The 23,082-nt window shown below is 52.9% G+C and carries 22 protein-coding genes and 2 pseudogenes; 18 read left to right on the forward strand and 6 right to left on the reverse strand.

The genetic code is table 11. The features are described from left to right. Window positions 1-94: 94 nt before the first annotated feature. Window positions 95-577: a DinB family protein gene (locus tag QSV36_RS24060; RefSeq protein ID WP_289135278.1), complete on the reverse strand. Its 483-nt coding sequence runs from the start codon at window positions 575-577 to the stop codon at window positions 95-97. Window positions 578-868: 291 nt separating this feature from the next. Here QSV36_RS24060 and QSV36_RS24065 point away from each other — a divergent pair, with 291 nt between their 5' ends. The 6 genes from QSV36_RS24065 to QSV36_RS24090 all read left to right on the forward strand — a co-directional run bounded on the left by QSV36_RS24065 (window position 869) and on the right by QSV36_RS24090 (window position 7,303). Then, on the forward strand, window positions 869-1,306 hold the full coding sequence (locus tag QSV36_RS24065; RefSeq protein ID WP_289135281.1) for an Lrp/AsnC family transcriptional regulator: 438 nt from the start codon (window positions 869-871) through the stop codon (window positions 1,304-1,306). A gap of 128 nt (window positions 1,307-1,434) precedes the next feature. Continuing rightward, the gene (locus QSV36_RS24070; protein ID WP_289135284.1) at window positions 1,435-2,484 is read left to right on the forward strand and encodes a homoserine dehydrogenase; all 1,050 of its coding nucleotides are present in this window, start codon (window positions 1,435-1,437) and stop codon (window positions 2,482-2,484) included. 2 nt (window positions 2,485-2,486) lie between these two features. After that, window positions 2,487-3,902 (forward strand): aldehyde dehydrogenase family protein, encoded by a 1,416-nt coding sequence (locus tag QSV36_RS24075; RefSeq protein WP_262109739.1) that lies wholly within the window; start codon window positions 2,487-2,489, stop codon window positions 3,900-3,902. Window positions 3,903-3,989: 87 nt separating this feature from the next. Next, window positions 3,990-4,367, forward strand: coding sequence for a RidA family protein (locus QSV36_RS24080; protein WP_262109740.1), 378 nt, complete (start codon window positions 3,990-3,992; stop codon window positions 4,365-4,367). Window positions 4,368-4,527: 160 nt separating this feature from the next. Continuing rightward, window positions 4,528-6,081, forward strand: coding sequence for an amino acid permease (locus QSV36_RS24085; RefSeq protein ID WP_262109742.1), 1,554 nt, complete (start codon window positions 4,528-4,530; stop codon window positions 6,079-6,081). Window positions 6,082-6,097: 16 nt separating this feature from the next. Next, window positions 6,098-7,303 (forward strand): trans-sulfuration enzyme family protein, encoded by a 1,206-nt coding sequence (locus QSV36_RS24090; protein ID WP_289135293.1) that lies wholly within the window; start codon window positions 6,098-6,100, stop codon window positions 7,301-7,303. Between the two features lie 99 nt (window positions 7,304-7,402). Here the strand turns inward: QSV36_RS24090 and QSV36_RS24095 are convergent, their stop codons facing one another. Continuing rightward, window positions 7,403-8,005 carry a helix-turn-helix domain-containing protein gene (locus QSV36_RS24095; protein WP_289135296.1) on the reverse strand — a complete coding sequence of 201 codons (603 nt, stop codon included), beginning with the start codon at window positions 8,003-8,005 and terminating at the stop codon, window positions 7,403-7,405. A gap of 45 nt (window positions 8,006-8,050) precedes the next feature. On the opposite strand from QSV36_RS24095, the gene QSV36_RS24100 reads away from it, so the two are divergent. The 6 genes and pseudogenes from QSV36_RS24100 to dapA all read left to right on the forward strand — a co-directional run bounded on the left by QSV36_RS24100 (window position 8,051) and on the right by dapA (window position 13,576). Continuing rightward, window positions 8,051-8,737: a B3/B4 domain-containing protein gene (locus QSV36_RS24100; protein WP_289135299.1), complete on the forward strand. Its 687-nt coding sequence runs from the start codon at window positions 8,051-8,053 to the stop codon at window positions 8,735-8,737. A 90-nt stretch (window positions 8,738-8,827) separates the two neighbouring features. Then, the gene (locus QSV36_RS24105; protein ID WP_262109749.1) at window positions 8,828-9,148 is read left to right on the forward strand and encodes a DMT family transporter; all 321 of its coding nucleotides are present in this window, start codon (window positions 8,828-8,830) and stop codon (window positions 9,146-9,148) included. A 236-nt stretch (window positions 9,149-9,384) separates the two neighbouring features. Next, window positions 9,385-10,755 (forward strand): pyridoxal-phosphate dependent enzyme, encoded by a 1,371-nt coding sequence (locus tag QSV36_RS24110; protein WP_289135306.1) that lies wholly within the window; start codon window positions 9,385-9,387, stop codon window positions 10,753-10,755. A 9-nt stretch (window positions 10,756-10,764) separates the two neighbouring features. After that, window positions 10,765-11,177, forward strand: a pseudogene (locus QSV36_RS24115) (Lrp/AsnC family transcriptional regulator). A gap of 336 nt (window positions 11,178-11,513) precedes the next feature. Continuing rightward, window positions 11,514-12,431: a DMT family transporter gene (locus QSV36_RS24120; RefSeq protein ID WP_289135308.1), complete on the forward strand. Its 918-nt coding sequence runs from the start codon at window positions 11,514-11,516 to the stop codon at window positions 12,429-12,431. A 278-nt stretch (window positions 12,432-12,709) separates the two neighbouring features. Next, window positions 12,710-13,576 (forward strand): 4-hydroxy-tetrahydrodipicolinate synthase, encoded by an 867-nt coding sequence (gene dapA / locus QSV36_RS24125; protein WP_289135311.1) that lies wholly within the window; start codon window positions 12,710-12,712, stop codon window positions 13,574-13,576. A 223-nt stretch (window positions 13,577-13,799) separates the two neighbouring features. Here dapA and QSV36_RS24130 read toward each other — a convergent pair whose 3' ends face one another. Then, window positions 13,800-14,435 carry a LysE family translocator gene (locus QSV36_RS24130; protein ID WP_289135313.1) on the reverse strand — a complete coding sequence of 212 codons (636 nt, stop codon included), beginning with the start codon at window positions 14,433-14,435 and terminating at the stop codon, window positions 13,800-13,802. 441 nt (window positions 14,436-14,876) lie between these two features. Here QSV36_RS24130 and QSV36_RS24135 point away from each other — a divergent pair, with 441 nt between their 5' ends. The 4 genes and pseudogenes from QSV36_RS24135 (at window position 14,877) to drt2 (ending at window position 18,875) form a co-directional block, all read left to right on the forward strand. Then, entirely contained in the window at window positions 14,877-15,083 is a 207-nt protein-coding gene (locus QSV36_RS24135) for a dihydrodipicolinate synthase family protein (RefSeq protein WP_289135316.1), read from the forward strand. Window positions 15,084-15,094: 11 nt separating this feature from the next. Continuing rightward, a complete protein-coding gene (locus QSV36_RS24140) occupies window positions 15,095-16,102 on the forward strand; it encodes a hypothetical protein (protein WP_289135318.1) in 1,008 nt (335 codons plus the stop codon). Window positions 16,103-16,267: 165 nt separating this feature from the next. Further along, window positions 16,268-16,630 (forward strand): annotated as a pseudogene (locus QSV36_RS24145) (histone-like nucleoid-structuring protein, MvaT/MvaU family). Window positions 16,631-17,597: 967 nt separating this feature from the next. Beyond that, on the forward strand, window positions 17,598-18,875 hold the full coding sequence (drt2, locus tag QSV36_RS24150) for an antiviral reverse transcriptase Drt2 (protein ID WP_289135321.1): 1,278 nt from the start codon (window positions 17,598-17,600) through the stop codon (window positions 18,873-18,875). A gap of 120 nt (window positions 18,876-18,995) precedes the next feature. On the opposite strand, the gene QSV36_RS24155 is transcribed toward drt2, so the two are convergent. Further along, the gene (locus QSV36_RS24155; RefSeq protein WP_289135324.1) at window positions 18,996-19,277 is read right to left on the reverse strand and encodes an AbrB family transcriptional regulator; all 282 of its coding nucleotides are present in this window, start codon (window positions 19,275-19,277) and stop codon (window positions 18,996-18,998) included. 383 nt (window positions 19,278-19,660) lie between these two features. On the opposite strand from QSV36_RS24155, the gene QSV36_RS24160 reads away from it, so the two are divergent. Beyond that, on the forward strand, window positions 19,661-20,275 hold the full coding sequence (locus QSV36_RS24160; RefSeq protein ID WP_289135326.1) for a class I SAM-dependent DNA methyltransferase: 615 nt from the start codon (window positions 19,661-19,663) through the stop codon (window positions 20,273-20,275). 60 nt (window positions 20,276-20,335) lie between these two features. Here QSV36_RS24160 and paaX read toward each other — a convergent pair whose 3' ends face one another. Both paaX and paaY read right to left on the reverse strand, forming a co-directional pair. Then, window positions 20,336-21,259: a phenylacetic acid degradation operon negative regulatory protein PaaX gene (gene paaX, locus QSV36_RS24165; protein WP_289135327.1), complete on the reverse strand. Its 924-nt coding sequence runs from the start codon at window positions 21,257-21,259 to the stop codon at window positions 20,336-20,338. Between the two features lie 77 nt (window positions 21,260-21,336). Then, on the reverse strand, window positions 21,337-21,936 hold the full coding sequence (gene paaY, locus QSV36_RS24170) for a phenylacetic acid degradation protein PaaY (protein ID WP_289135328.1): 600 nt from the start codon (window positions 21,934-21,936) through the stop codon (window positions 21,337-21,339). Window positions 21,937-22,288: 352 nt separating this feature from the next. Between paaY and paaF the strand changes: the two genes are divergently transcribed. After that, the gene (gene paaF / locus QSV36_RS24175) at window positions 22,289-23,062 is read left to right on the forward strand and encodes a 2,3-dehydroadipyl-CoA hydratase PaaF (protein WP_289135330.1); all 774 of its coding nucleotides are present in this window, start codon (window positions 22,289-22,291) and stop codon (window positions 23,060-23,062) included. Window positions 23,063-23,082 lie beyond the last annotated feature (20 nt).

A 23,082-nucleotide genomic window follows, 5' to 3' on the forward strand; every position in this document is an offset into this window, starting at 1 on the left:
CCTGAAGGGGTTTTTACTTCTTCACAGTCGCCCTGTCACTACTGGATCTCGGAAATGAAACGCCGCAAGCCTTATAAAATTAAGGCTCAATATTTTACTGTTTCAAGAACGTCGTAAAGTGATCCTGCCAGCCTTCACTTGATGCAAACGGTAGTAGGCCGCTTACCATCCCACGATGCAGCAGTCCATGCGAGAGGACATGGCTCAACATTTCTGACTTCTTCATATTTCCTGGCTTTCCATCTGCAAACACAAAATTCAGCCTTTCTTCAAGCTCTGCCTCCGTCACAGATTTTGTGTAGTTAACAAACCAGTTGTTCGTTTTAGAAAATTTTAACGATAGGTCAGATAAATGTTGCGGTTCGTTTGTAGTGGTTGAGCTGCAGGGCATGGGGTCACCCAGCAACCTCCCCTTAAACAGGTTGTCCACGATGTTGATGTGAGCGAGATGCCATAAAGCTTCTGTCAGATGCGGCGCAGTGAACGTGCTAGGAGACTCTGTGAGGATTTTGAACAGCTCGGCTTCAGACCAAGCTTTGTACTGAAACATCGAGTGAAAAACGTCCTTGGCAGTCATTTTTTCTCCTTCGCCCATGTGGGACTGGGTTGGCTTTGCCTTCCTGGCAAAGGGCGGTTGGTGTGGCGATGGTCAGTATATTGACTTTTTCGGTCGATGGCACGAAGCTGTGAGCGTGCCTGCTGACCAGAGCTGATAGCCGAGATCTTGGCTCCCCCACCTTGGTGGGCCAACGGATTAGCCCTGGCCCTGATGCCGGGTTTGGCTCGGCTGAGCTTAAGAGGCTTGGCCAGGGCAGCTAAGTAATAATTTTATGTGTGAGTGATTGCTTTACGCGATCCGGAGGTAGCGATGAAACGCACTTTGGACAAAGTCGATGAAAGGATCATCGAAGAACTAACCAGGAATTCGCGTCTAGCTCACAACGATATTGCGCTGAAAGTTAATCTTTCTAGAAATGCTGTTCGGCTCAGGATCGAGCGCTTGGAGCGAGACGGGTATATCAAAGGATATACGATTGTGAAGGGGGCTGCGTCTTCAGGCCATCCACCGATACGAGCACTGGTTTTTGTCTACAGGCAGGATCGCATGAGGGGGGCGGACGTGGTGCGCTCTGTTGCTGCGATTCCTGAGGTGATCGCTTGCAATGTGATGAGTGGTGATCTTGATATTGTTCTGACCGTTGAGGCGAGTTCCCCGGACAGAATTAATAAGGTCTGGACTGATATTTCCAGTCTGCCTGGCGTTGTGAATACGGTGACTTCTTTTGTTTTGTCACATACAAAATAGCACACGAGCAAAGCGACATGCTGTGCGAGCATTTTGCTAGCAAGATCGGTCTGTTTGGCATATTCGGTTAAGCAGGGTTGCAGCTTACGATTTCCTCCAGTGGTGAACAACAAAATGAGGCCGTTGCTGTGACTGAATATAAAATTGCTTTGCTGGGTTTCGGCGGTGTAAACCGTGCTCTGGCTCAACTGGTTGCTGAAAAGAATGAGCTGTGGGCTGAAGAGCTGGGCTTCACGTTGAAAATCGTTGGCGTCAGCGACATCTTCTTGGGCTCTGTAATTGGCAAGGACGGCCTGGATCCCAAAAAGCTGGTAGCTGTGCCTGCAGCCAAAGGCGCCTTTGCGGCCCTGGAAAATGGTAGCGCTGAGCCGGCCAACGAGACGGTCATTCGTTTTTCTGGTGCAGATATTGTTGCTGAGGCCACCTTCACTAATCCGGTTGATGGTGAGCCAGCAACCACATTCTGTCGCTGGGCTCTGGAAAAGGGCATTAGCGTTGTGACTACAAACAAAGGCCCAGTGGCTCTCCACTCGGCTGCGCTGAAGAAGCTGGCTGCGACGAATGGTGCAGCCTTTGAGTTTGAAGGTGCCGTGATGAGCGGTACTCCAGTGATCCGTCTGGCACAGGAAACATTGGCCGGTTCGGAAATTACTGGCTTCAAGGGCATTCTGAACGGCACTTCCAATTTCATTCTCAGCAGCATGCAAGCCGGTCTCGACTTCGGTGACGCATTGTCGGAGGCTCAGGAGCTGGGCTATGCCGAAGCAGATCCAACTGCAGACGTTGAAGGTCATGATGTACGTCTGAAGGTAGTGATCCTGGCAAATGAACTGCTGGGTGCGAAGCTGACTCCGAACGATGTGTGCTGTGAAGGCATCTCGAACATCACTGCCCAAGACATTCAGAAGGCTGCTCAAAACGACTCCCGCTGGAAGCTGATTGGCAGTGCGCAGCGCACCCCAGCTGGTACCGTGACTGCTTCGGTCAGCCCGCAACTTCTCCCGAACACTGATGCATTGGCCGGGGTAAGTGGCGCCACGAATGCTGTCAGCTTCGAAACCAACCTCCTGGGCCCGGTCACTGTTGTAGGTGCTGGTGCTGGCCGTATTGAAACCGCCTACGCACTGCTGTCCGACATCATCAGCATCCACAAGAACAAAATCAAACAGGCGATCTGAATATGAATAGCTTGAGTATTGCCCTGTCTACAGATTACGAAGAGATCACAGTATTCAACCCGTTTGATGGTTCTGTGGTTGGTGAAGTGGCTAAGGTGCCAGCGACCTCTGCTCACCTGGTGATCGATGCTGCCAAGCACGGTGCTGTGACCGCTCGCAGCCTTTCTCGCGCCGAGCGTTCTCGTATACTGGAGCACGCAGCTGCACTGGTGGAGAAGGATAAGGATGATTTCGCGAAACTCATTTCAGCGGAGTCTGGTAAAACAATTCGCCAAGCGCGCAAAGAAGTCCTCCGCTGTGTAAACACGCTCAAGCTTTCGGCTGAAGAGGCCAAGCGTAACGCGGGAGAGGTGATTCCATTTGACTCCTATGTTGGCTCCGAATCTCGCCAAGGGTGGTTTACTCGCGAGCCACTGGGCGTGATCCTGGCTATTACTCCTTATAACGACCCACTGAACTTGGTTGCTCATAAGCTGGGCCCGGCCATCGCCGGCGGCAACTCGGTAGTGCTGAAGCCTTCCGAGCTCGCTCCGCTGTCCGCCGTCAAGCTGGTTAGTTACCTGAACAAGGCTGGTTTGCCTACTGAAGTTGTTTCGGTGGCTACCGGTGATGCTGACCTGGGTAAGGCGCTGGTTGCTCACCGTGCAGTGCGAATGATTTCGTTCACTGGTGGCTTCGCTACAGGCGAGCAGATCACTAAGACTGCCGGTTTGAAAAAAATGGCCATGGATCTAGGCGGTAATGCGCCAGTGATCGTAATGGGCGATTGTGACCTTGAGTCTACTGTGGAGTCCTGTGTGTCCGGTGCTTACTGGGCTGCAGGGCAAAACTGTATTGGTACTCAACGAATTCTGATTGATAGCAAAATCTATCAGTCTTTTAAGGAGAAATTCGTAGAGCAGTCGCGCGCGTTGGTAGTGGGTAACCAGGCAAACGAGGCGACTGACGTCGGCCCAATGATCTCTGAGGCAGCGGCCAAACGTGCAGAAGAATCTGTGCAGGAGGCCGTCAGCAAGGGTGCCAAGGTTCTGCTCGGTAACAAGCGGGAGGGTACCCTGTTCTACCCAACTGTCCTGGAAGACGTGAGCTTTGAGTGCAAGGTTTGGCAGGAAGAGGTGTTCAGTCCGATCGTCATCTTGCAGGAGATCGACACACTTGAAGATGCTCTGGCGCTTGCCAACCAGCCAGAGTACAGCCTGCATGCTGGCATCTTCACCAGCAATCTGAACACCGCCATGAAGGCCGCGAAGCTGCTTGAGGCGGGTGGTGTGATGATTAACGACTCGTCTGATTATCGTTTCGATGCGATGCCATTCGGTGGCTTCAAATACGGCAGCATGGGACGTGAAGGGGTGCGTTTCGCCTACGAAGACATGACCCAGCCTAAGGTCATTTGTCTCAACGGCCCTAGCGAATAAGGCCAGAGGTTCTCTAAGGCTCTGATATTCGATAGGTAGGGAAGAGGGGGGCGTCAGCTCCCCTTCATTCAGGATCAGGGGGTGAAAATGAGCAGTCTTATTCAGCGATACCCTAGTCAGGCACCTCTGCCTCTTTCCAGGGCTGTTAGGGCGGGTGATTTTCTGTTCCTTTCAGGTCAAATTCCTGTCAGTCCGACTGGTGAAGTAATTAGAGGTGACATCCGAGTTCAAACCAGAGCCGTATGCCAGCGAATTGGTGAAAGCCTCGCTGCTTGCGGGGCCAGTTTTGAGCAAGTAGTAAAGGCAACTGTTTGGCTTTCGGACTTGAATCATTTTGATGGTTTAAATGAAGTCTATAAGGAGTTTTTTGGCTCCCACCTACCTGCACGTTCTACGGTAGTCTCGGAGCTGGTTTTGGGTGTAGATGTGGAAATTGAAGTTCAAGTCTTTTTTGGGCAGCCTTAGGAATATTGTTGGATCTCTCAAGGCTTTTCGCTTCTGTGAATGAGGCGCATTCTAGCCTTCGTTGAGTGGAAGGCTGAAGAAATTTATATGTGAGTATGCTGCTTATGTAAGGCGTGCATTAGCTTCGTCTTGCCGTAATACAATAACAAGGTGTTGGCGTATGAGCTTTAAAGAAGTTGTGTCTGCTGGCTCGGCTACTGAGAGTACCGGTAGGGCTAAATATGTGGGTGCAGAGGATGTAGGTTACAAAAAGACCTTACGTGCTCGCCAAATACAGATGATTGCCATTGGTGGTGCTGTTGGCAGTGGTTTATTCCTAGGTGCGGGTGCTCGGCTTTCTGAGGCAGGCCCATCGCTTGTTTTCGCATTTGCTGTGTGCGGTGTGTTCGCATGGTTCATCATTCGCGCTCTCGGTGAGTTGGTTCTCCACAGACCGTCCACCGGGTCATTTGTGTCTTATGCCCGAGAGTTCTATGGTGAAAAACTGGCTTATGCAGCCGGTTGGATGTATTGGACAAACTGGGTAACAGTGGCGATTGCTGAGCTCACTGCGACGGCCCTTTACCTGAATTTCTTCAAAGCGTATGTTCCATTCCTCGGAGACGTCCCACAATGGGCCTCTGCACTGGGTGTGCTAGCGATTATTACTGGTATTAACCTGGTATCTGTAAAAATTTTCGGCGAGCTGGAATTCTGGTTTGCCTTTTTTAAAGTAGCAGCCTTGGTTACATTCCTCTGCGTGGGGGTTTACATGGTTGTCTTTGGTACACCCATTGACGGTCATGTTCCTGGATTCCAGTTGATTTCAGATCATGGGGGGTGGTTCCCTTATGGCGTGATGCCGGCTGTAATTTTGATACAAGGTGTGGTGTTTGCATACGGTAGTATTGAACTTGTTGGCACAGCAGCAGGGGAGGCCAAAGATGTTGAAAAGGTCATGCCTAAAGCCATTCGTGCAGTTGTCTTCCGTATTGTTGTTTTCTATGTTGGCACTATATTGCTGCTTTCATTGCTTATGCCGAGCTCCTCTTATATCCCAGGAGTGAGCCCACTGGTGACCTTCTTCGGTGCCATAGGGGTGCGCGGTGCTGATGCAATCATGAACATGGTGTTGTTCACTGCTGCCATTTCATCCCTCAATGCTGGGATTTACACCACCGGACGTATTCTTCGCTCCCTTGCTGTAACAGGATCTGCGCCGCCATTTCTTGTGAAAATGAACAGCAATGGGGTGCCGTTTGCAGGGATTACGTTCACGACAATTGCTTCCTTGGTTGGCGTTGCAATGAACGCATTTCTGCCCGGCCAGGCTTTTGAAATTGCCATGTCGTTGACGGCTATTTTGATGCTTGGTGCCTGGGGGGTGATTATTCTTTGTCAGCTCAAGCTCTTCAAGCTTTCCCAACAAGGCCTTATTGAACGACCTAAATTCAGGATGATGTTCGCGCCTTATAGTGGTTACGCAACGCTGGCATTTTTCGTTCTGGTCTTCATTCTGATTGCTTGCGACTATCCAGTGGGTACGTACTCCGCAGCGTCTATTCCCTTCTATGCAGCGGTTCTTGTGATTGGCTGGTATGTGGTTCGAGGTCGAGTTTACGGGATCGCAAACGGTAAATTGAGGTTTGATGAAAACCAGGAGTTGGTTTCAACCACTGCTGCTGAACCAAACGATGAGTTGGCTGTTAAGTCCACACTAAAAGAAGCTCAATAAGCAAGAGGGTATTAAGATGCGTCCTGATAAAGAAAACCTGGCCACGTTGGGCGTTAGCAGCCAGGCAGTTCATGGTGGTAACGTCATGGATGTCACCACCGGCGCCGTGCGCACCCCGCTGGTCATGGCAAACTCTTATCGTCTTCCTGATGACCCAGAAGACATGGACTGGTCGAGCCCTGATGGCTTGGTTTACACCCGTAACGCAGGCCACAACCAGGTGTGCCTGGAGAAGAAACTCGCAGCTATCGAGGGCGGTGAGGCTGCAGCTGCGTTTGCGACCGGTGTTGCTGCCCTGCACTCGGTGTTCTTCACATTTCTGAAAAGTGGAGATCACATTGTTGTCGGCGACGTGACCTACGAAGCGGTGTGGCGTCTGTTTGCAGAGCTGCTTCCTGAGCGCTATGGCATTCAAGCGACCTTCGTCAACATGGGTGATTTGGACGCGGTGAATAAGGCGATGAAGCCTAACACCAAGCTGATCCACACCGAGTCCATCGGGAATCCGACCACCAAGGTCGCTGATATCGAAGGCTTGGCGGAAATTGCCAAAGCCCATGGTGCTCTGCTATCGGTCGACGCAACCTTCACTCCGCCGCCGTTCTTCCACGCCTTGAACAAAGGGGCTGATCTGGTTGTTCACTCCCTGACCAAGTACATCAATGGTCATGGTGACGCCATGGGGGGTGTTGTGATTGGCAGCAAAGAATTGATCGGCAAGATCAAGCATGATGCTTTGGTTGATCTGGGGGCTGTCATCTCCCCATTCAATGCCTGGCTGATCATGCGTGGTTCAGTAACCTTGCCCCTGCGCATCCGTCAGCATCTCGCGACGGCTGAGAAGGTGGCTGCGTTCCTGGATTCCGATGACCGCATTGCCTACGTTTACTACCCGGGTCTGCCGTCCCATCCTCAGCACGAGCTGGCCCGTCGTCAGTTCGAAGGCAAAGGGTTTGGCGGTGTGATGGCGTTTGCTGTGAAAGGCAACTCTGACAAGCAGAACCGCTTCGTGGCGAAGCTGAGGGTTATTACTTCAGCCGTTTCCATCGGTCATGATGAATCGCTCATCGTTCATGTGGGCCCTGAAGCCCGCGGTGGCTCCGAGCACTATCCAAAAGAGTTCCTTGAGTATGGTCACCTGCGTCTTTCGATTGGTCTCGAAGATGCTGACGACCTGATCAAGGACATTTCGGCGGCCCTGGACGAGACCTTCAGTAACTGAAATTCATTCGGGAGACCTCATCCAATCTCCCGAATCACTGATCTTCGTAGGTAACCCTCTTTGCCTCCCTACCCGGGAGGCTTTTTTCTTAAGAAAAAATTACTGATGAAGCTCGGCTACGGTCATGGCGAAAATGACGGCCTTTTTTCCATTGTTGATGTAGCGGTGTGGGACATCTGTTTTCGCAATTGCTGAGCAACCCTGCTCAATGATAAGCGTTGTTTCGCTGATCTCCAGGGTCAACGTGCCTTGTTCAACATGAAACAGCTCGAAGGTGCCCGTGGGATGGCCGCTGGACTCGAAAACTTCACCAGGTTTGATTTCCCACTTCCACAGCTCAATCATGTTAGGCCCACTGGTGCCTGCGAGTAAGCGGGCTGTGCCACCTTCAGGCCCATTCCAGAGCGTCGGGATCTCCTGCGCCTCAATTAGGCGAGCCGTGGGTGTGCTTGCCACATTCACGACATCAGCGACGGACAATCCAAGGGCTGCCGAGATCTTGCACAGGATCCCGATACTAGGGTTCGCTTTGCAGTTTTCAATCTCCACTACCATTCCCTTGCTGACGCCCGAGCGACGTGCAAGCTCATCAAGAGAGAGCTTCTGCTGCTTGCGTACCTCCCTAAGCCGCTTGGCAACTGCCTCGCTGACCTGTTGGACGTGGATTTCTGGGTCGGTCGATATATTGACTTTCTTGGTCATCGGTCAGTAAAATGCTCTAAATTGGTCAGTTTAGGAGATTCTCTGATGCTTTCTGTACGTCCGTCAATTGACCATAGGGTTGTCGAGCTGGCTCCTGGCTTCCGAGCGATCAGTGTGGTTGTAGAGGCGGCTCCAATAGTCAATCCTGATGTAGCCGCCGAAGCGATGGAGCGTGCGTACCAGGTCGTCGAGGCAGGCACTTCAAATTGGGCTGATGCTCACTTGGCTGCTTGGGGGGATGCTTTCCGGAAGTTTGGTGTAAAGCCGCAGCGTACCCCATGCTCTGCCGAGGCGCTCCTGAAGCGGGTCAAGAAAGATGGAAAGCTTCCAACGATTGATCCAGTAGTCGACCTTTACAACGCAATCAGCATTCAATATGCAATTCCAGTGGGTGGCGAGAATTTTGCTGCCTATGTCGGGATGCCACGTTTGACCATTGCTGATGGCTCTGAAGAATTTGACACTATGAAAAGTGGTGAGCCTGCTAATGAGCCGCCGGAGCCTGGTGAGGTTATCTGGCGTGATGATCGGGGCGTGACTTGCCGTCGTTGGAACTGGCGTCAAGGCATCCGAACCCGTCTGGATTCCGAGGCCAAACAGATGTGGTTCATTCTCGAAAGCTTGCCTGAAATGCCAATCGAGGCACTGAACGCAGCAGCAGATGATCTTGTCACCGGCTTGTCGAAAATGATGCCGGGCGCTGTAATTACTAGTGAGCTCATCGAAGCTTGAGTTAGCTTCAGAGTTCTGGTGCCCAGGGGACGACCCCTTGAAATTGGGTTAATCTTGCCGGGACGACCCGGCTTCTTAATGGAGCCGTCGATGGCTTGGGTTAGTTTGATAATTGCAGGAATTCTCGAGGTTGTGTGGGCCTTTTCGATGAAACAATCAGAAGGCTTCACAAAGGTCGGAGCTTCAGTTGTAACTATCATTACAGTTGTTGCAAGCTTTGTTTTGCTTTCCTATTCGATGAAGAGTTTGCCATTAGGTACGGCCTATACTATCTGGACAGGGATAGGCGCTGTTGGCGCTTTCGCTGTAGGTATTGCATTTCTTGGCGAACCGGCAGGCTCGCTCAGGATCCTAGCTGCCATTATGATTATAGGTGGCTTGTTGCTTATGAAGTTTTCGTCGGCAGCATGAGCTAGATTAATGACGAAAGGCCGCCATTGGGCGGCCTTTTTTGCATTCCAGAACGAGCATGCTTTTTCGATTTGCATGGTTTGCGATCAAAATGCTCTTATTTGGTGTTTTTACCATGAAATAATGCGATGTGTTCTATTCAGTTGCGAATGCTTCGTGCATAAGGTGGTTTTAGGGCTGCTTGACAATTTCTCTTGCAGCACGGAATGGTCGCTTGATTATTATTTGGAGTAAATATGGACTACGTAAGCACTCGTGGTTCTGCTGAGCCTGCCAATTTTCGTAGCGTTGTTCTCTCAGGCATGGCATCTGATGGAGGGCTCTACGTGCCGGAGAGCCTCCCACACTTTGATAGTGAAGCCATTGCCAGCTGGTCATGGCTTCCCTTTGATGAGCTCGCGTTTCGTGTAATTTCCCCATTTGTTGGCAGTGAAATTGAAAGCTCTGACTTGAGGACCATACTGAAGAACTGCTACCAATGCTTTGACCACCGAGCGGTAGCTCCTCTACAGCAGATTGGCCCAAATGAATGGGTTCTGCAGCTGCACCATGGGCCCACGCAGGCTTCCAAGGATTTCGCAGCCCAACTCCAATCTCGGCTTGTTACATATTTTCTGACCCCGCCCAGCCAAGCATTCGTTATTGGGGCGACCAATGGTGATACGGGGCTTGCAGCTGTCGAAGCCTTCAAAGATGTGCCCAATGTAAAGGTGTTGGCCCTCTATCCCCAGGACGGTGTGCCTGCCGATCGGTTGGCTGGTTTGATGGGATCCAGCTCAGATCATGTTCAGTTAATCGAGGTTAGCGGTAGCTTCGATGATTGCCAGACACTGGTTTCCAAAGTGCTCAGAGCCTGGCCGGTGAAAGATGTCCTTCCAATCAGTTTCAACTCTACGAATTGGGTGGGGGTCTTAGCTCAGATCGTCTTCTTTTTCCACAGTGCTTTGCAGCTTGGTGGAGGCGTGCGCCCGGTTGGTTTCAGCATACCGGGTGCGAGCTTCGCCGAGATCTATGCTTGCTTCATTGCTCAAAAAATGGGGCTGGCAATCAATCAGGTCATTGTGTCAACCAACACCAATGACTCTCTGCATCGCTTCATCAATCAAAACAGCTACTCTACCCGAGAGGTCAGCCATTCGCTGTCCCCCTCTATGGACTTTTCACTCTTTTCAAACCTCGAGCGCTTTATCTGGGAGCTCTATGATCATGACGGCAGTACCGTGCAGCGCCTGATGGCTGCTTTCGAAGACTCCGGTAAGCTGAGTATTGGGAACAAGCAGTGGCTGCAGGCACGGATGTTGTTTGACTCGTATGCCGTTGCTGATGAGCAAGTCAAAGCGGAGATGGTCACCTTGTACAAAGAGGCGGGAACAGCTGTCGATCCGCAGACTGCAACGGGCGCCCTCGCAGCAAGGCTGCATCGTCGGAGCATTGCGAGCCCAATGGTCACCCTGGCGCAGCTTGCTCCCAGCAAGTCTTCGCAACTTTTGGCTGAGCTGGACATGTGGAAAGGTGAAGTGACTGAGACGGCCAGTCTGTCTGTGGATCATCTTGTGCTGAGCAAAGGAGATATCGATGGCCTTTCCAGCTTTATTCGAGGCATATAGGGATACTGCATGAAAAAACGTCTGCGCGACCCACAGGGTGAGCGGATCCTGGTTGAGCTCATCGCCAACGCCAAAATTGCCCATGCACAGCTAGGTATCAAGGCAACCTTTTGCGCAACGCAGTCCGTCAGTGTATTGAACACATGTAGCGCGATGGAGTAATTCACGGATACACAGTTAGGGTGGGGGATGGACTTAAGCCTCCAGCACCCATAAGCCCCATCATCTTCTTGTATCGGCATGACCGGATACATGGAGGTGATGTGGTGACGGGGGTGAAGGGTATTCCCGACGTGAAGTCATGAGCGGTGAGATCGATTTGATGGTGAGGATTAAAGCGGCCCACTCCGCGGGTTCACACGGTTTGGAAGCTAATTGCAGCCATGCCTAGCGTTGAAAATACAGTCCAACATTTTTGCTGAGCAAGCTCATCTAGCAAAACACTGAAAGTAAAGGGGCTACCGGAGCATGACCTGGTAGCTCTTTTTTGTTAGGAGGCGGAGGCCTCGTTAGCCAGCTGCGGTGCCTGACGTTTTCGACGGTAGGCTATAGCCAGAATGGCAAACCAGATTGGCATGCAGAGCAGGGCGTGCGCCGTGTTTGGGTCTAAGGCCAGAAACATAGTCACAAAGGCGAAGGCAGCGATAGGCACTGCAAAGCCAAAGCATAGCTCGGTTGGGGCATCCGTATGACCTTATCCTGGCCCTACCAGCTTGTAAGCTGAGAAGCATGAACTCTTTCTGCATATGGAATTCGCAATGAACAGGTCTAAATTTTGGGCGTTCGCTCTAGTGCTTGTCACAGCTATTTGGGGCTGGAGCTTTGTCGCAAAGCATAATCTCCAAGGCATGGCGGCCTCGTGCCTCAATAGCTGGTTATTTTTGCTTGGAGGGGCCAGTTTGTTGCCGTTCGCTTTGAACTCGTTGCTCAGAATAGGACGAAAGGATTGGTCAGTCGGCGTGGCGGCGGGCGTTGTGCTGTTCGTTGCGTTTGCATTTCAAACGACAGGCATCCAGCTCACGTCGCCCTCGAATGCTGGATTCATAACCGGGCTTGCAGTGGTTTTCACTCCTTTGATCCTGTATTTCGTGAGTGGTGAAAAGACCAGTAGCATCCAGCTGACAGGAGCTGTCATTGCCTTGGCGGGCTTGGGCCTATTGAGCGCCAGAGGGTTTGAGTTTCACGTGGGTGATCTGCTGATCCTGTTGTGTGCTGTCTTCTTTGCGGCTCACATTGTGGTTCTCGCTAAAGGACGCTTTTCGGGCTCGCCACTGGCTTTTGCGGTGATCCAGGTGTTCACGGTTGGCGTGCTTTCCTTGGCTTGGAGCTTGGGAGCGGGTGAGTTCTCAGTACCTGCTGATGTGGAGAGTCAGATGGTTGTGGTGCTGCTTGCATTACTGAGCACGGCCCTTGCGTACGTAGTCCAAACCAAAGCACAAACAGTGATTCCAGCCCAGAAGGTTGCATTGATTCTTTTAGCTGAACCGGTGTTTGGTGGTGTATTCGGCTATTTCCTTGCAGGGGATAGGTTAACCAGCGTTAACTTGCTCGGAGGGGCTCTCATCGTCTTTGGGATGTTGATCAGTGAGCTACGTTCGGCCAATCAGCTCAAATCGTTGATATTCAGAGTAATAAGTAGAAAGCCCCACGTGAAAAACGAGCAGAATGCCAGTTGACGCTTGCGTTCGTGAGCGGCGATTATTTTCCAAGACTTACGCAACGAGCGTTTACAATGACTCAATTCAATCAAGCAGGAATTGCTTTTGGCCTAAAGGCCTTCGCACGTCTGTGCGTTGCCGTTGCTAAGAAATCCAAGAAACAGCCGCTCATCTGACCGAGGCGCGCTGTCTCGTCAGGTGGGCTGACGAGACAGATGGCGCTAGGTATCCCTACCAGACCTCTTTCGACTCTTACCCCTCTGACGGTCACTTTCTGTCAGTAATAGGAGTTTTGCATGTCGAGTTTTCGTGGAATCTGGATTGCCCTGGTTACACCATTCCAGTCATCTGAGATTGATTTTGATGCTTTAGAGCGTCTGGTAAAGAAGCTCATCGCTGATGGCATTGCCGGGTTTGTGGTCTGCGGCACCACGGGAGAGGCAGCTGCACTTTCAAAAGCTGAGCAGTTATCGGTGCTTGATGCTGTGCTCACTTGGGTGCGGCCATCGCAGGTCGTGATGGGGCTTTCGGGCAACAACATGCGCGAGATGCTGGCATTCCAGTTGGAAATTCAGAAGCGTGAGATCGCAGGCCTACTGGTACCGGCACCGTATTACATCAGACCCTCGCAAATAGGTATTGAATCCTTTTTTACCGCGATTGCGGATGCAGCTTCCGTTCCGGTCATTGTTTACGACATCCCTTATAGGACTGGAGCTCGGATCGAACGGGAAACGCTTAGAAGGATCGTCCAGCATCCACGTATCAGAGCGGTCAAGGATTGCGGTGGTGATAGTGAAACCACCATGGCGTTGATCCAGGATGGCCATGCTCAAGTGCTAGCAGGCGAGGATTCGCAGCTGTTCAACAGCCTATGTCTGGGCGGGTCGGGCGCTATCTCCGCCTCGGCGCATGTCAGGGCTGATCTTTACGTGAAAATGCAGGAGCAATTGGAGGAGGGCGATTTGTTTGGAGGTCGAGAGACTTTCTATCGCCTTCTGCCCTGGATGCAGATGGCCTTTGTTGAGCCCAATCCGGCTGTTGTAAAGGCTGCTCTAGAGGTTCAAGGCATGCTGAATGGCGAGCTGCGCGAGCCGATGCAGCGTTGTACTGCCGTTACACGGCAGAGACTGGTTCACATACTGAGCGAGCTTGAAATCTAGGACAGCACCCGGGTCTCTATTCGGAGCATCGGTGGCCGTCGTGATGGCGAGCCCCCGATGTAACAGGTGTAAGCTTTTTACAACGGCTGCATTAATGGCTTTTGTAGCCGCAAGGGTACAGGCTTGGTCGTTGTTGCTGGCTTTGGCTGAGCACACCCTTTGCTGAGGGCGAAGAGCTAAATTGTGGCGCAGGAAGCCAAGGCAATTTAGATATGGAAAGACCTCAGAAACGAGTAAACAGCAACTTTAGCCCTGCAGCGCCAAACACCATAGCCAGAGAGCCTTCAATGAGGCGACGGGCACGCTGGTAGGCACGAATCATTGGTACCGTCGAAAAAACAATCGCATAACCACAGAAAATCGTGACACTTAGAAATGCGCACCCTGTAAGGATGATAGCTACGGTTGATTGTGAGGCCTCTGCACCCAGGCCTAGGCTCATGGTTGCGATCCAACCCAGGAGAGCTTTGGGGTTGGTCAAGTGCATCAGTAGGCCTCGTTGATAAAGCATAAGTCCAGACGCTCTCCGTGGGACGCTAGCCCCATTAGCAAGCTGGTCATTGGTCTTCAACGCGGATCGAGCTGCTTTGAACCCCAGGTACAACAGATAAGCCCCGCCCAAAATCTTCATGATCACTAGGGCCTGGGCATATTTTGCCAGCACTGCTGATATCCCAGTGGCTGCCAGGCTCCCCCAGAACAGTGATCCGCTTACCACGCCGGCAGCAAGGCACAGCGCTGATTTGCGCCCATCCTGCATAGCGACCCCCATTATCCGCATGTTGCTTGGCCCTGGGCTCGCAGCACCAATGATGTAGACCAAGAAAACTAGCAACATGTGATGCAGATCAGCTTGCATGATGGCCTCGCGTGGGGCGGTTAGGTCTGTAACTATAGATTTTATTGACCGATACGGTCAATATAACGACCTTGACGCTGACGGGGAATGGGCAGCCAGTTGAATCAGGTGGTATCAAGACGCGCAGGATCCCTAGCTGTCTTGGTGACTTCTTGGTGCAGCACATTTCCTAAGGCGCCTCAGCCTTGTGGTGAGGGAGGTTGGCGCTGCCGTGCCCAAGGGTCGGCCTGCGTGCGCCGTTGTTGGTGGGCGTAGGAATGGCTGCGCTGGGTCATGCGAGCCTTGTGCTGCCCATTTTGAAGCGGCGCTCAGAGAAACTTCGAAGATAGGCCGAATCTGGTAGCTGTAGCATTGCCGAGTAGAAATTTGCCAATCCAGTGCGGCATAGAGGTTAACTCTTGAAACCGCGGTGTGATTTGGGGTCAATGAGAGGTAATTGGTATGTTTACTGGCTTGTGTGCTTTTCCATTAACCCCAATGAACGAGGATCAAGTCGATGAAGCATCATATGTTCATTTGATCTCACGCCTCGTCAAGGCTGGTGTCGACTCGATTGGCGCACTTGGTTCGACTGGTAGCTATGCCTATGATGCAGCCAGTTCAAGCCGTGATAGTGGCTATGTTAATGTGCCATTACGCAACCAGTAAGGAACATTGTGATGGGTTGGAAAGGGACACTTCGATCTCTGCAAGCGTCTGCAAGGCGAGCAGAGCGCAATGCGCATCGCCGCCAACGTGAGCTGGAGAAGCGCCAGAAAGAATTTGCGAAAATGGAGGCCCTCGAACAGGCGGCCTATGAAGTCGAGGTGTATGAGAACCACATTGATATCCTGCTTTCGATGCATAAGGAATGCGCTGAGCCAGTGAAATGGAAGAAAATTCTATCCAAGCCTGAGCCTAAGCCGCCCGCGAAAAGCGGGGCCCTTGAACAGGCTGCAACGCAGGCCTCGGCGACTTACCGTCCAAGCTTTTGGGCAAAGCTATTCAAATTGGAAAGCCGTCAGCGTGCGGCGCTCATCGCGAAAATCGGCACTGCCGCAACTCAAGATGAACGGCTGTTTCAGGCGCAGTTTGAAGAGTGGAAGACTCAGCACTCTGATTGGTCGGAGGAGCGGGACATTGCCCTGCGGATTCTTGATGGCGATCGCCAGGCAAAGCTCGACGCTATCGAGGCGTTCGAGTCATTCGAGGAAATTTCGCACCTCGGCTCCTCCATTCAGATGATCGTCCATGAGGGAGACGTGCTAGAAGCAAAGTTGGCTATTCACGGCTCGCACGTCATTCCGACGGAGGTCAAGTCGCTGCTCAAAAGCGGAAAACTGTCGACCAAGGCGATGCCTGCAGGCCGCTTCAACGAACTCCATCAGGATTACGTGTGCAGTTGCGCACTGCGGGTAGGCCGCGAGCTGCTGGCCATCTTGCCGGACGACCTGGTCATCGTTACGGCGATGGATAACGTGCTGAACAGCTCTACCGGGCATATGGAAGATCAGCCCATCCTGAGCGTTGCATTCTCCCGCGCCACTGTCGAAGGTCTTAACCTGGAAGCCATCGACCCTTCAGATGCGATGAAAAACTTTGTTCACAATATGAGCTTTAAAAAGGGTACAGGCTTCTCGGCGGTAACATGCTTGGATGCGCAGCGCTTCGCTCGGATAGGTGTATGAAGCGATAGGAGCCTAGTTAGTCAGATGGATATAGTTTCCTTATGCTGCTAAGCCGACTAGCGCTGTTGTGGTGAACTAACTCCGCGTTGCAGCATCAAATTTATTAGGCCCGGTTCCACATTTGGGCTAACCTGTAGGCACTTTTCAAACACCTGAGGATTACATATGTCTCGTTTGGCCGAATTCAGAAAGCTTGAGCAGACCCTGGCCGCGCAGCTCGCTGAGCTCGAGGCGATGAAGGGCAGCACCGAGCTGAAAAAAGAAATCGAATTTGAAGAATAGCTTCGTGATTTGCTGAACAAGTACGGCTTCAACCTGCGTGACATCATCAACCTGCTGGATCCTCAGGCTGGTCGTCGTAGCGCTCCGGCTGTGGCAGAAAAATCGCCACGTCGTGCACGCCAAGTTAAGCAGTACAAGAACCCGCATAACGGCGAAATCATCGAGACTAAAGGCGGCAACCACAAATTGCTGAAAGAGTGGAAAGCCCAGTACGGGGCAGACGAAGTGGAATCCTGGGTGTCTTGAGTATTGCTCACTACTCAAAAAAACGGCCCGAAGGGCCGTTTTTAATGTCATGTTATGGCTTAATAAACAGAGGTCTGTTTTGCGAGCCATGTCGTGGCAGGTGGTGATTCTTGGTACTGACATAACCTATTTACTCCGTCTTTGTTTGTGGTTTTCACACCTGCGCTGGCCAGGTTGCACCGTGGGCTACGAATCAGAGGTGCCCCCATTTTCCTGGGGAGTCATGCTAAAACTGTCCTCCGATCATCAGTACAGTTATCGCCGACGATGTCCAAATAATTCTCTTTCGAGTGTGATTAGGCTGCTTGTTTTTGCTAAATTAAACATAGGAATTTTGTTGAACGGTCTAACAAGCCCGCTTACCTGTGTGACTATTTATCGGAGAATGGACAAGGCCGCAGAGCTAAAGCGCGCAGAAAACTGGGCGCTAATGCTGGCATAACAGCGGTGGTGAAGCGTAATTCCGAGCTTTCTAGTATGTCGTTGCATATGCGAATGCCCAAGCTGTAACGTTTAACTTATGGCATTTTTTTTGGCGCCATTGTTCCGGTCAATAGTTATATGCGTCGACCACGCAGTCATTTGAAGTTTTCGACGAATCAAGCAAAAGAGGGGTTGTCTTAAGTGTTTCGGTCTGCTAGATTTCTGTCCGCTTGTGATAATTAGATCACAAGGTGAATCACAGATTGTCAACCTCTACTGTGCCCGGCGTTAACGCCAGCCACAGGCAGAGAGCGAGCGTGCGGAATCTCTTCATTGAGCATCTCCTTGCATAATCATTATCGTGATCCTGACATTATAAGTCATCCCTAGCAGTTGCGGCCTAGTTTGCGCAGACCGTCCGCATTAGTTGACGGGCCTATGTGAGTGGATAGTGTGTGGAACATTTAAGTTTAGCCGGTGGGGTAGCTGTGGAATGCCGCCATCCTAGCCTCACCGGTTGGCTTATGTATGGATATATAAAGTCATGTCAAGCGGTGGCTGGTACAAAACAAGGCAGTATCTGCACTTCGATCGCCCCGTAAGCGAGAAAGCAGCGAATGCTTACGTAAGCAACTTCGACAAGGTTCGTACTCACTCGTTCTACCCCTTCATTCGTAACACAGCATTGGCTGTCAAGACAAAGTATGATAATGGTACGGATGAATTTTCAAATATTAAGAAAGAACGCCATATCTCCTACGCTGCTCATATGGATTCCCATATTTATGCGTACTATTCTTCGGTTCTGAGCGATGCCTACGAACGCAAGTTGGTAGCGTACGGCTTAGATAGCTCCGTCCTTGCTTTCAGGTCGCTCGGCGGAAAAAGCAATATTCATCATGCTCATGCAGCATTCGAGGACATCAAGTCGCGCAACGAATGCAGCGTCCTATGCTTTGACATTGAGAAATTCTTCGACCGACTAGATCACAAGCTGGTCAAGGATGCTTGGAAAAGCATTTTAGGACTGCCAGATCTACCCGCCGACCATTATGCGGTGTTCAAGGCGATCACAAAGCATTCATGGGTTGAACGAGAGTGCGTATTCAACGCGCTTGATATATCTGTGCACAATCCTGTAGTGGAGAATAGTCGCCTATGCGAGGCTGCAGAGTTTCGTGAATTAATCCGTGGTGCGAAGCTCGTTTCTTCAAACTCTGACGCGTTTGGCATCCCGCAGGGTTCGCCAATCAGTGCGCTCATCTCGAATTTCTATATGCTTGGCTTTGATCGAGCAATGCGCGACTTTCTTTCTGACTCGGGATCTGTTTACTACCGGTATTGCGATGACATCATGGTCATCTGCCCGATCAGCCTAGAGGCTCAGACGAAGCATTTTGTCGAAACTGAGATCAAAAATCTTCGTTTGGAAATCCAGCACAAGAAAACTGACATTCAACAGTTCACCCGGAATTTCAAGGGCGAATTGAGCGCCAAGAAAGCCATCCAGTACTTGGGTTTCATGTTCGATGGCGAGCGCACCTTCATACGTCCAGCTTCGCTGACGCGCTATTACCGCAAAATGAAGGTCAAGATTCGGCTGGCGAAGAAGTCGAGAGATCGCATCAACATACTGCGCAGGGGGAGGGGTGAAGCAGAGCGGGAACTCTTCCTCAAGTCAATCTACAACGGCTACAGCTATCTGGGTCGACGCAATTTCATCACCTACGGTTACCGAGCTGCCAAGATCATGGGGTCAAAAACCATTCAAAAGCAGCTGCGATCGCATTGGCGGAAAATCCAAGCAGAAATTCAGGGTTAGATTGGCCTTCGCTGAGTTCTGCTGACTAGCTCTGCAGGCCTGGAAGGCGTCTTGTAGAACAGCGTTACTGTTAACTCCGCACACCGATCCAAGCCTGCTGGGGAGCACAATTGCTAACATTTAGGGCGTTGCAGAATAGAGTTCTCTTTGTTGAGCCCATGCGGCAGTGCTACCAGGAATACCACCGTATCGAACGGTTCCGAGCCCGACGATAGCACTTAGGGCTACGGTCAGAAATGTGGCGAACAGCATGATGTACCATGACTGCGCCAACGCAATCAGAACTGACCAAGTCACGGAATGGGCGACCACAAACCCCACGCAGCCTTGGCCGAATCGGAAAATGTGCCGATTCAAGTGCATCTGCGCACCGCACACGCCGAACACAATGGCGACGAGCATTGGCCCAAGAAACAATCCTGCGGGGACAGCCGCCGCGTGCAGGCCTTGGCCCACCGCGCCGGCGATGCTGACGACTTAGCGCACGCAGCGATGGTCATTCTTCTGAGGTGTAGGCCGCTCTAACTTCGGGAATACGCGCTGAAAATCCTCCGCCAACCATACGTACCACTCAAAACGCGATTGGTGCATCTGGGGCGCCGTAGCCTGAATGAAGCTCGATTATGCATGGACATATCATGAGCATTTCTGAAATGGCATTCAGTTTAACATAATACCCATTATACGCAGTTTCATATTTTCCACCCATGGCGCTACTCAGATACATTTGAACTCTGGAACCCATCACGGACGTTCGACCTCCACAACCCAGGATGCCCCAATCCATGCCACATCATCCATCCGCCGATCAGATCATCACTCTCTACGATCGCCACGCATCGATCTGGAACGATCTGCGCTCCAACCATTTCGTTGATCGCAAATGGATCGAACGTTTCCGTTCGTTGCTGCCACCAATGGCAACCGTTCTGGACCTGGGTTGCGGCTCTGGCCAACCTGTAGCACGCCATCTGACCGATGCCGGCATGTCTGTTGTCGGTGTGGATTCGTCCGCGCAGATGCTTGCCTTGTGCAGAACGCGATTCCCAACGCAGGAATGGGTTCATGAAGATATGCGCACGCTAGCGCTTGATCGCCAGTTCGCAGGCATTCTCGCTTGGAACAGCTTTTTCCATCTCAAGCCTGACGACCAGCGCCGGATGTTTCCGGTTTTCGAGCGCCACGCAGCACCCGGTGCGCTGCTGATGTTTACCAGTGGGCCTGCACATGGCGAAGCACTGGGTGAATTCCAGGGTGAAACGCTCTATCACGCCAGCCTGGCTCCTGAGGAGTACACCGCACAATTGAAGGACCACGGTTTCGGGGTGCTGGAGCATGTCGTGGAGGATGCGGAATGCGGCGGGCAAACGGTTTGGCTAGCCCGTCGCCTGCCTCGGTGATATGCATTTCACTTATAACTACACTAAATATTCATTTAGCGTAGTTATAATTTGGCAGTCCTACAGCAGGCCACCAAAACGCTTGTAAAACCCTTCATTCGCATCCGGCAGCGGCCCGTCGGCCGTCTCCAACGCAGCATTCAGCCACTCTTCAGCCTTGGCGAACACCAGGCGATACAGGTTACGGCACAGCTGTCGCGCGGCCCTTCCCTCCCAATCACCTGGCAACAGCTCGTCCGGCAGTTGTGGGTCGCGCAGCAACAGCCGGCGGTATTCATGGATAAGCAACGTGCGGGCCAGGAAGCAATCCTGCGCATCCAGTTGTGGCTGCTCTTTCAAGCCTTGCCATAGCGGCCGGAACAACTGGATGAACTCGTTGTACTGCTGCCCCAGTTCGTCGATGCGCCAGCTCTCCCGGACCTGGGCGCGCATGGCCTTGGAGGCAAGCACTTCCTGCGTGTGGGTTTCGAAGACGATGCTGTCGTCGGCGGCTTCCAGCTCGCGCAAGGTGGCCGTCAGGTCGGCGCGGTCTGCCCGCGGGCAGCCCAGCAGGTTCGGCGCCATGGCACCAAACCCCTGCCACTCCAGTTCTTCACGCAACGCTTTGCGCTTGCCGGCCTCGAGTTGCGACAGCAATACCAAGGTCCAGGCGCCGTCCCAGGCGGGTTGGCTGGGGCTGTAGACCCTCTTGAAAGCTTTCTCGAAGCGCCGCCGGCCAGTACCCGTCAGGCTGTAATAGCTGCGCCGGCCGACCTTCTCCGCGCTCAGCCAGCCTTCCTTGGTCAGGCGGAAGATCGACGTGCGAATCAGCCGCTCGTTGATGCCGACCGGCTCCAGCAGGTTGATCAGGCTGCCCAACCAGACGGTGCCGCCGTGGGGCTCGATGGCGTCGCCGTACAAAGTGATGATCAGGGAACTGGCGCGGATCGGCGTCTGTTCCTGGAAGCGGGTGATCAGGTTGTTCAGTGGGGCGAGATTGCTCATGGGCGAACTGTGCGGGGATAAAGCACCGACTATACCTGTGCGGCGGACCGTCTGGCCATGGCGTGATGCTGCCAGGCTCATGCCGGTGCCGTACCTTTGGGCCTGACGCCGGTGTCTTCCATGCGTGGGCGCTCGGGCTCGGCTTCGTTCAGTGGCAGGCATTCAACCAGGGTGTTCATGCAGCGTTGTGCCAGGTGTTGGTACTCGGCGGTGCCGCGCTGCTTCCAGGCCAGCTCCTGTTCGCTCAGCGAACGTTTGACCTGGGCTGGCGAACCCATTACCAGGCTTTGTGCTGGGCATTCGAAACCCGCTTTGACAAATGCGGTGGCGGCAACGATGCAGCGTGGCGCCACCCAAGCACCGTCCATGATCACGGCGTTCATGCCGATCAAGGCATCTTCACCGATGCGGCAGCCGTGCAACACGGCGCCGTGCCCGACGTGTCCGTTGCGTTCGACCACCGTGTCACCGCCGGGGAAGCCATGCATCACACACGTGTCCTGCAGGTTGGCCCCCTCCTCCAGCACGATGCGGCCGAAATCCCCCCGCAGCGATGCCAGTGGGCCCACATAGCAGCGAGGGCCGATGATGACGTCGCCAATCAGCACGGCGCTGGGGTGCACATAGGCTGTGGGATCAACCACGGGCGTCAGGCCGTCCAGTCGATAGCAAGGCATGGCAAAAACTCCTGTAGTGATAAGTATAGCTGCCAGATCTTGTATCGCATTGTGCCGGCCGTCAATCACCCAGATCATGTATCACCTTTCCTACCGAAAATCACCCTGGAACCCCCGCGAAATCGGGTGATTTTTTCGACGATATGCCTAACGCACAGCGCTTCTGCACAGCCGCTGTGGTGCTTGCATTACATTTTGAAGGGATACATTATTCCTATTTCAATGTTGCGTTGATGTATCAAATGATGCATATACTGGTGCCACCTGGACGTGACCCACATCACGCCCCTGCAGACAATTCCAAGAAATGCCGGCCCACCATGTGCCGTGCGTGCAGCCAGAGGAACCCGACATGCCGCGATATATCGACGTGCAAGCGCCCGAACAGGGTATCCAGCTCATTACCCTGCAGCGGCCCGAGGCCCTGAACGCCCTGTGCACCGAGCTGCTGGCAGAACTGGCCGAAGCACTCAGGGCGGCTGAGCACGACGAACTCGCCCGTGTGGTAATCATCACCGGTGATCGCAAGGCATTCGCCGCAGGCGCCGACATCAGCGAGATGGCCGAGCGTGACCTGGTGGGCATCCTCAATGACCCCCGCGTTGCTCACTGGCAAGGCATCGCTGCTTTCAGCAAGCCACTGATCGCTGCGGTCAACGGCTATGCCCTGGGCGGCGGGTGTGAGCTGATGATGTGCGCCGATATCGTCATTGCTGGCACCGATGCGCGCTTCGGCCAGCCGGAAATCAACCTCGGCATCATCCCCGGCGCCGGCGGCACCCAACGCCTGCTGCGAGCGGTCGGCAAGCCGCTGGCCATGCAAATGGTCCTGACTGGCGAGACCATCACCGCTCGCCACGCCCTGCAAGCGGGCCTGGTCAGCGAAGTCACCTTGCCCGAACTCACTGTAGAACGCGCCATGCAGGTGGCGCGCAACATTGCCGTCAAGGCGCCGTTGGCGGTGCGCCTGGCCAAGGAAGCGCTGCTGAAGGCCGCTGACACCGATCTGGCCAGCGGCCTGCGCTTCGAGCGCCATGCCTTCACCTTGCTGGCCGGCACCGCCGACCGCGACGAAGGCATCCGCGCCTTCCAGGAAAAACGCCAGGCCCGCTTCCAGGGCCGCTGATCAACTTTCCCTAGACTGAC

It is taken from the genome of Pseudomonas sp. BCRC 81390 (assembly GCF_030341915.1).
GTDB lineage: Bacteria > Pseudomonadota > Gammaproteobacteria > Pseudomonadales > Pseudomonadaceae > Aquipseudomonas.

What these genes read in the sequence shown, in the direction of transcription:
- QSV36_RS24060 (WP_289135278.1), bottom strand. Translation starts at nt 577, where the DNA reads ATGACTGCCAAGGACGTTTTTCACTCGATGTTTCAGTACAAAGCTTGG.
- QSV36_RS24065 (WP_289135281.1), top strand. Translation starts at nt 869, where the DNA reads ATGAAACGCACTTTGGACAAAGTCGATGAAAGGATCATCGAAGAACTA.
- QSV36_RS24075 (WP_262109739.1), top strand. Translation starts at nt 2,487, where the DNA reads ATGAATAGCTTGAGTATTGCCCTGTCTACAGATTACGAAGAGATCACA.
- QSV36_RS24080 (WP_262109740.1), top strand. Translation starts at nt 3,990, where the DNA reads ATGAGCAGTCTTATTCAGCGATACCCTAGTCAGGCACCTCTGCCTCTT.
- QSV36_RS24085 (WP_262109742.1), top strand. Translation starts at nt 4,528, where the DNA reads ATGAGCTTTAAAGAAGTTGTGTCTGCTGGCTCGGCTACTGAGAGTACC.
- QSV36_RS24090 (WP_289135293.1), top strand. Translation starts at nt 6,098, where the DNA reads ATGCGTCCTGATAAAGAAAACCTGGCCACGTTGGGCGTTAGCAGCCAG.
- QSV36_RS24095 (WP_289135296.1), bottom strand. Translation starts at nt 8,005, where the DNA reads ATGACCAAGAAAGTCAATATATCGACCGACCCAGAAATCCACGTCCAA.
- QSV36_RS24100 (WP_289135299.1), top strand. Translation starts at nt 8,051, where the DNA reads ATGCTTTCTGTACGTCCGTCAATTGACCATAGGGTTGTCGAGCTGGCT.
- QSV36_RS24105 (WP_262109749.1), top strand. Translation starts at nt 8,828, where the DNA reads ATGGCTTGGGTTAGTTTGATAATTGCAGGAATTCTCGAGGTTGTGTGG.
- QSV36_RS24110 (WP_289135306.1), top strand. Translation starts at nt 9,385, where the DNA reads ATGGACTACGTAAGCACTCGTGGTTCTGCTGAGCCTGCCAATTTTCGT.
- QSV36_RS24120 (WP_289135308.1), top strand. Translation starts at nt 11,514, where the DNA reads ATGAACAGGTCTAAATTTTGGGCGTTCGCTCTAGTGCTTGTCACAGCT.
- dapA (WP_289135311.1), top strand. Translation starts at nt 12,710, where the DNA reads ATGTCGAGTTTTCGTGGAATCTGGATTGCCCTGGTTACACCATTCCAG.
- QSV36_RS24130 (WP_289135313.1), bottom strand. Translation starts at nt 14,435, where the DNA reads ATGCAAGCTGATCTGCATCACATGTTGCTAGTTTTCTTGGTCTACATC.
- QSV36_RS24135 (WP_289135316.1), top strand. Translation starts at nt 14,877, where the DNA reads ATGTTTACTGGCTTGTGTGCTTTTCCATTAACCCCAATGAACGAGGAT.
- QSV36_RS24140 (WP_289135318.1), top strand. Translation starts at nt 15,095, where the DNA reads ATGGGTTGGAAAGGGACACTTCGATCTCTGCAAGCGTCTGCAAGGCGA.
- drt2 (WP_289135321.1), top strand. Translation starts at nt 17,598, where the DNA reads ATGTCAAGCGGTGGCTGGTACAAAACAAGGCAGTATCTGCACTTCGAT.
- QSV36_RS24155 (WP_289135324.1), bottom strand. Translation starts at nt 19,277, where the DNA reads ATGCTCGTCGCCATTGTGTTCGGCGTGTGCGGTGCGCAGATGCACTTG.
- QSV36_RS24160 (WP_289135326.1), top strand. Translation starts at nt 19,661, where the DNA reads ATGCCACATCATCCATCCGCCGATCAGATCATCACTCTCTACGATCGC.
- paaX (WP_289135327.1), bottom strand. Translation starts at nt 21,259, where the DNA reads ATGAGCAATCTCGCCCCACTGAACAACCTGATCACCCGCTTCCAGGAA.
- paaY (WP_289135328.1), bottom strand. Translation starts at nt 21,936, where the DNA reads ATGCCTTGCTATCGACTGGACGGCCTGACGCCCGTGGTTGATCCCACA.
- paaF (WP_289135330.1), top strand. Translation starts at nt 22,289, where the DNA reads ATGCCGCGATATATCGACGTGCAAGCGCCCGAACAGGGTATCCAGCTC.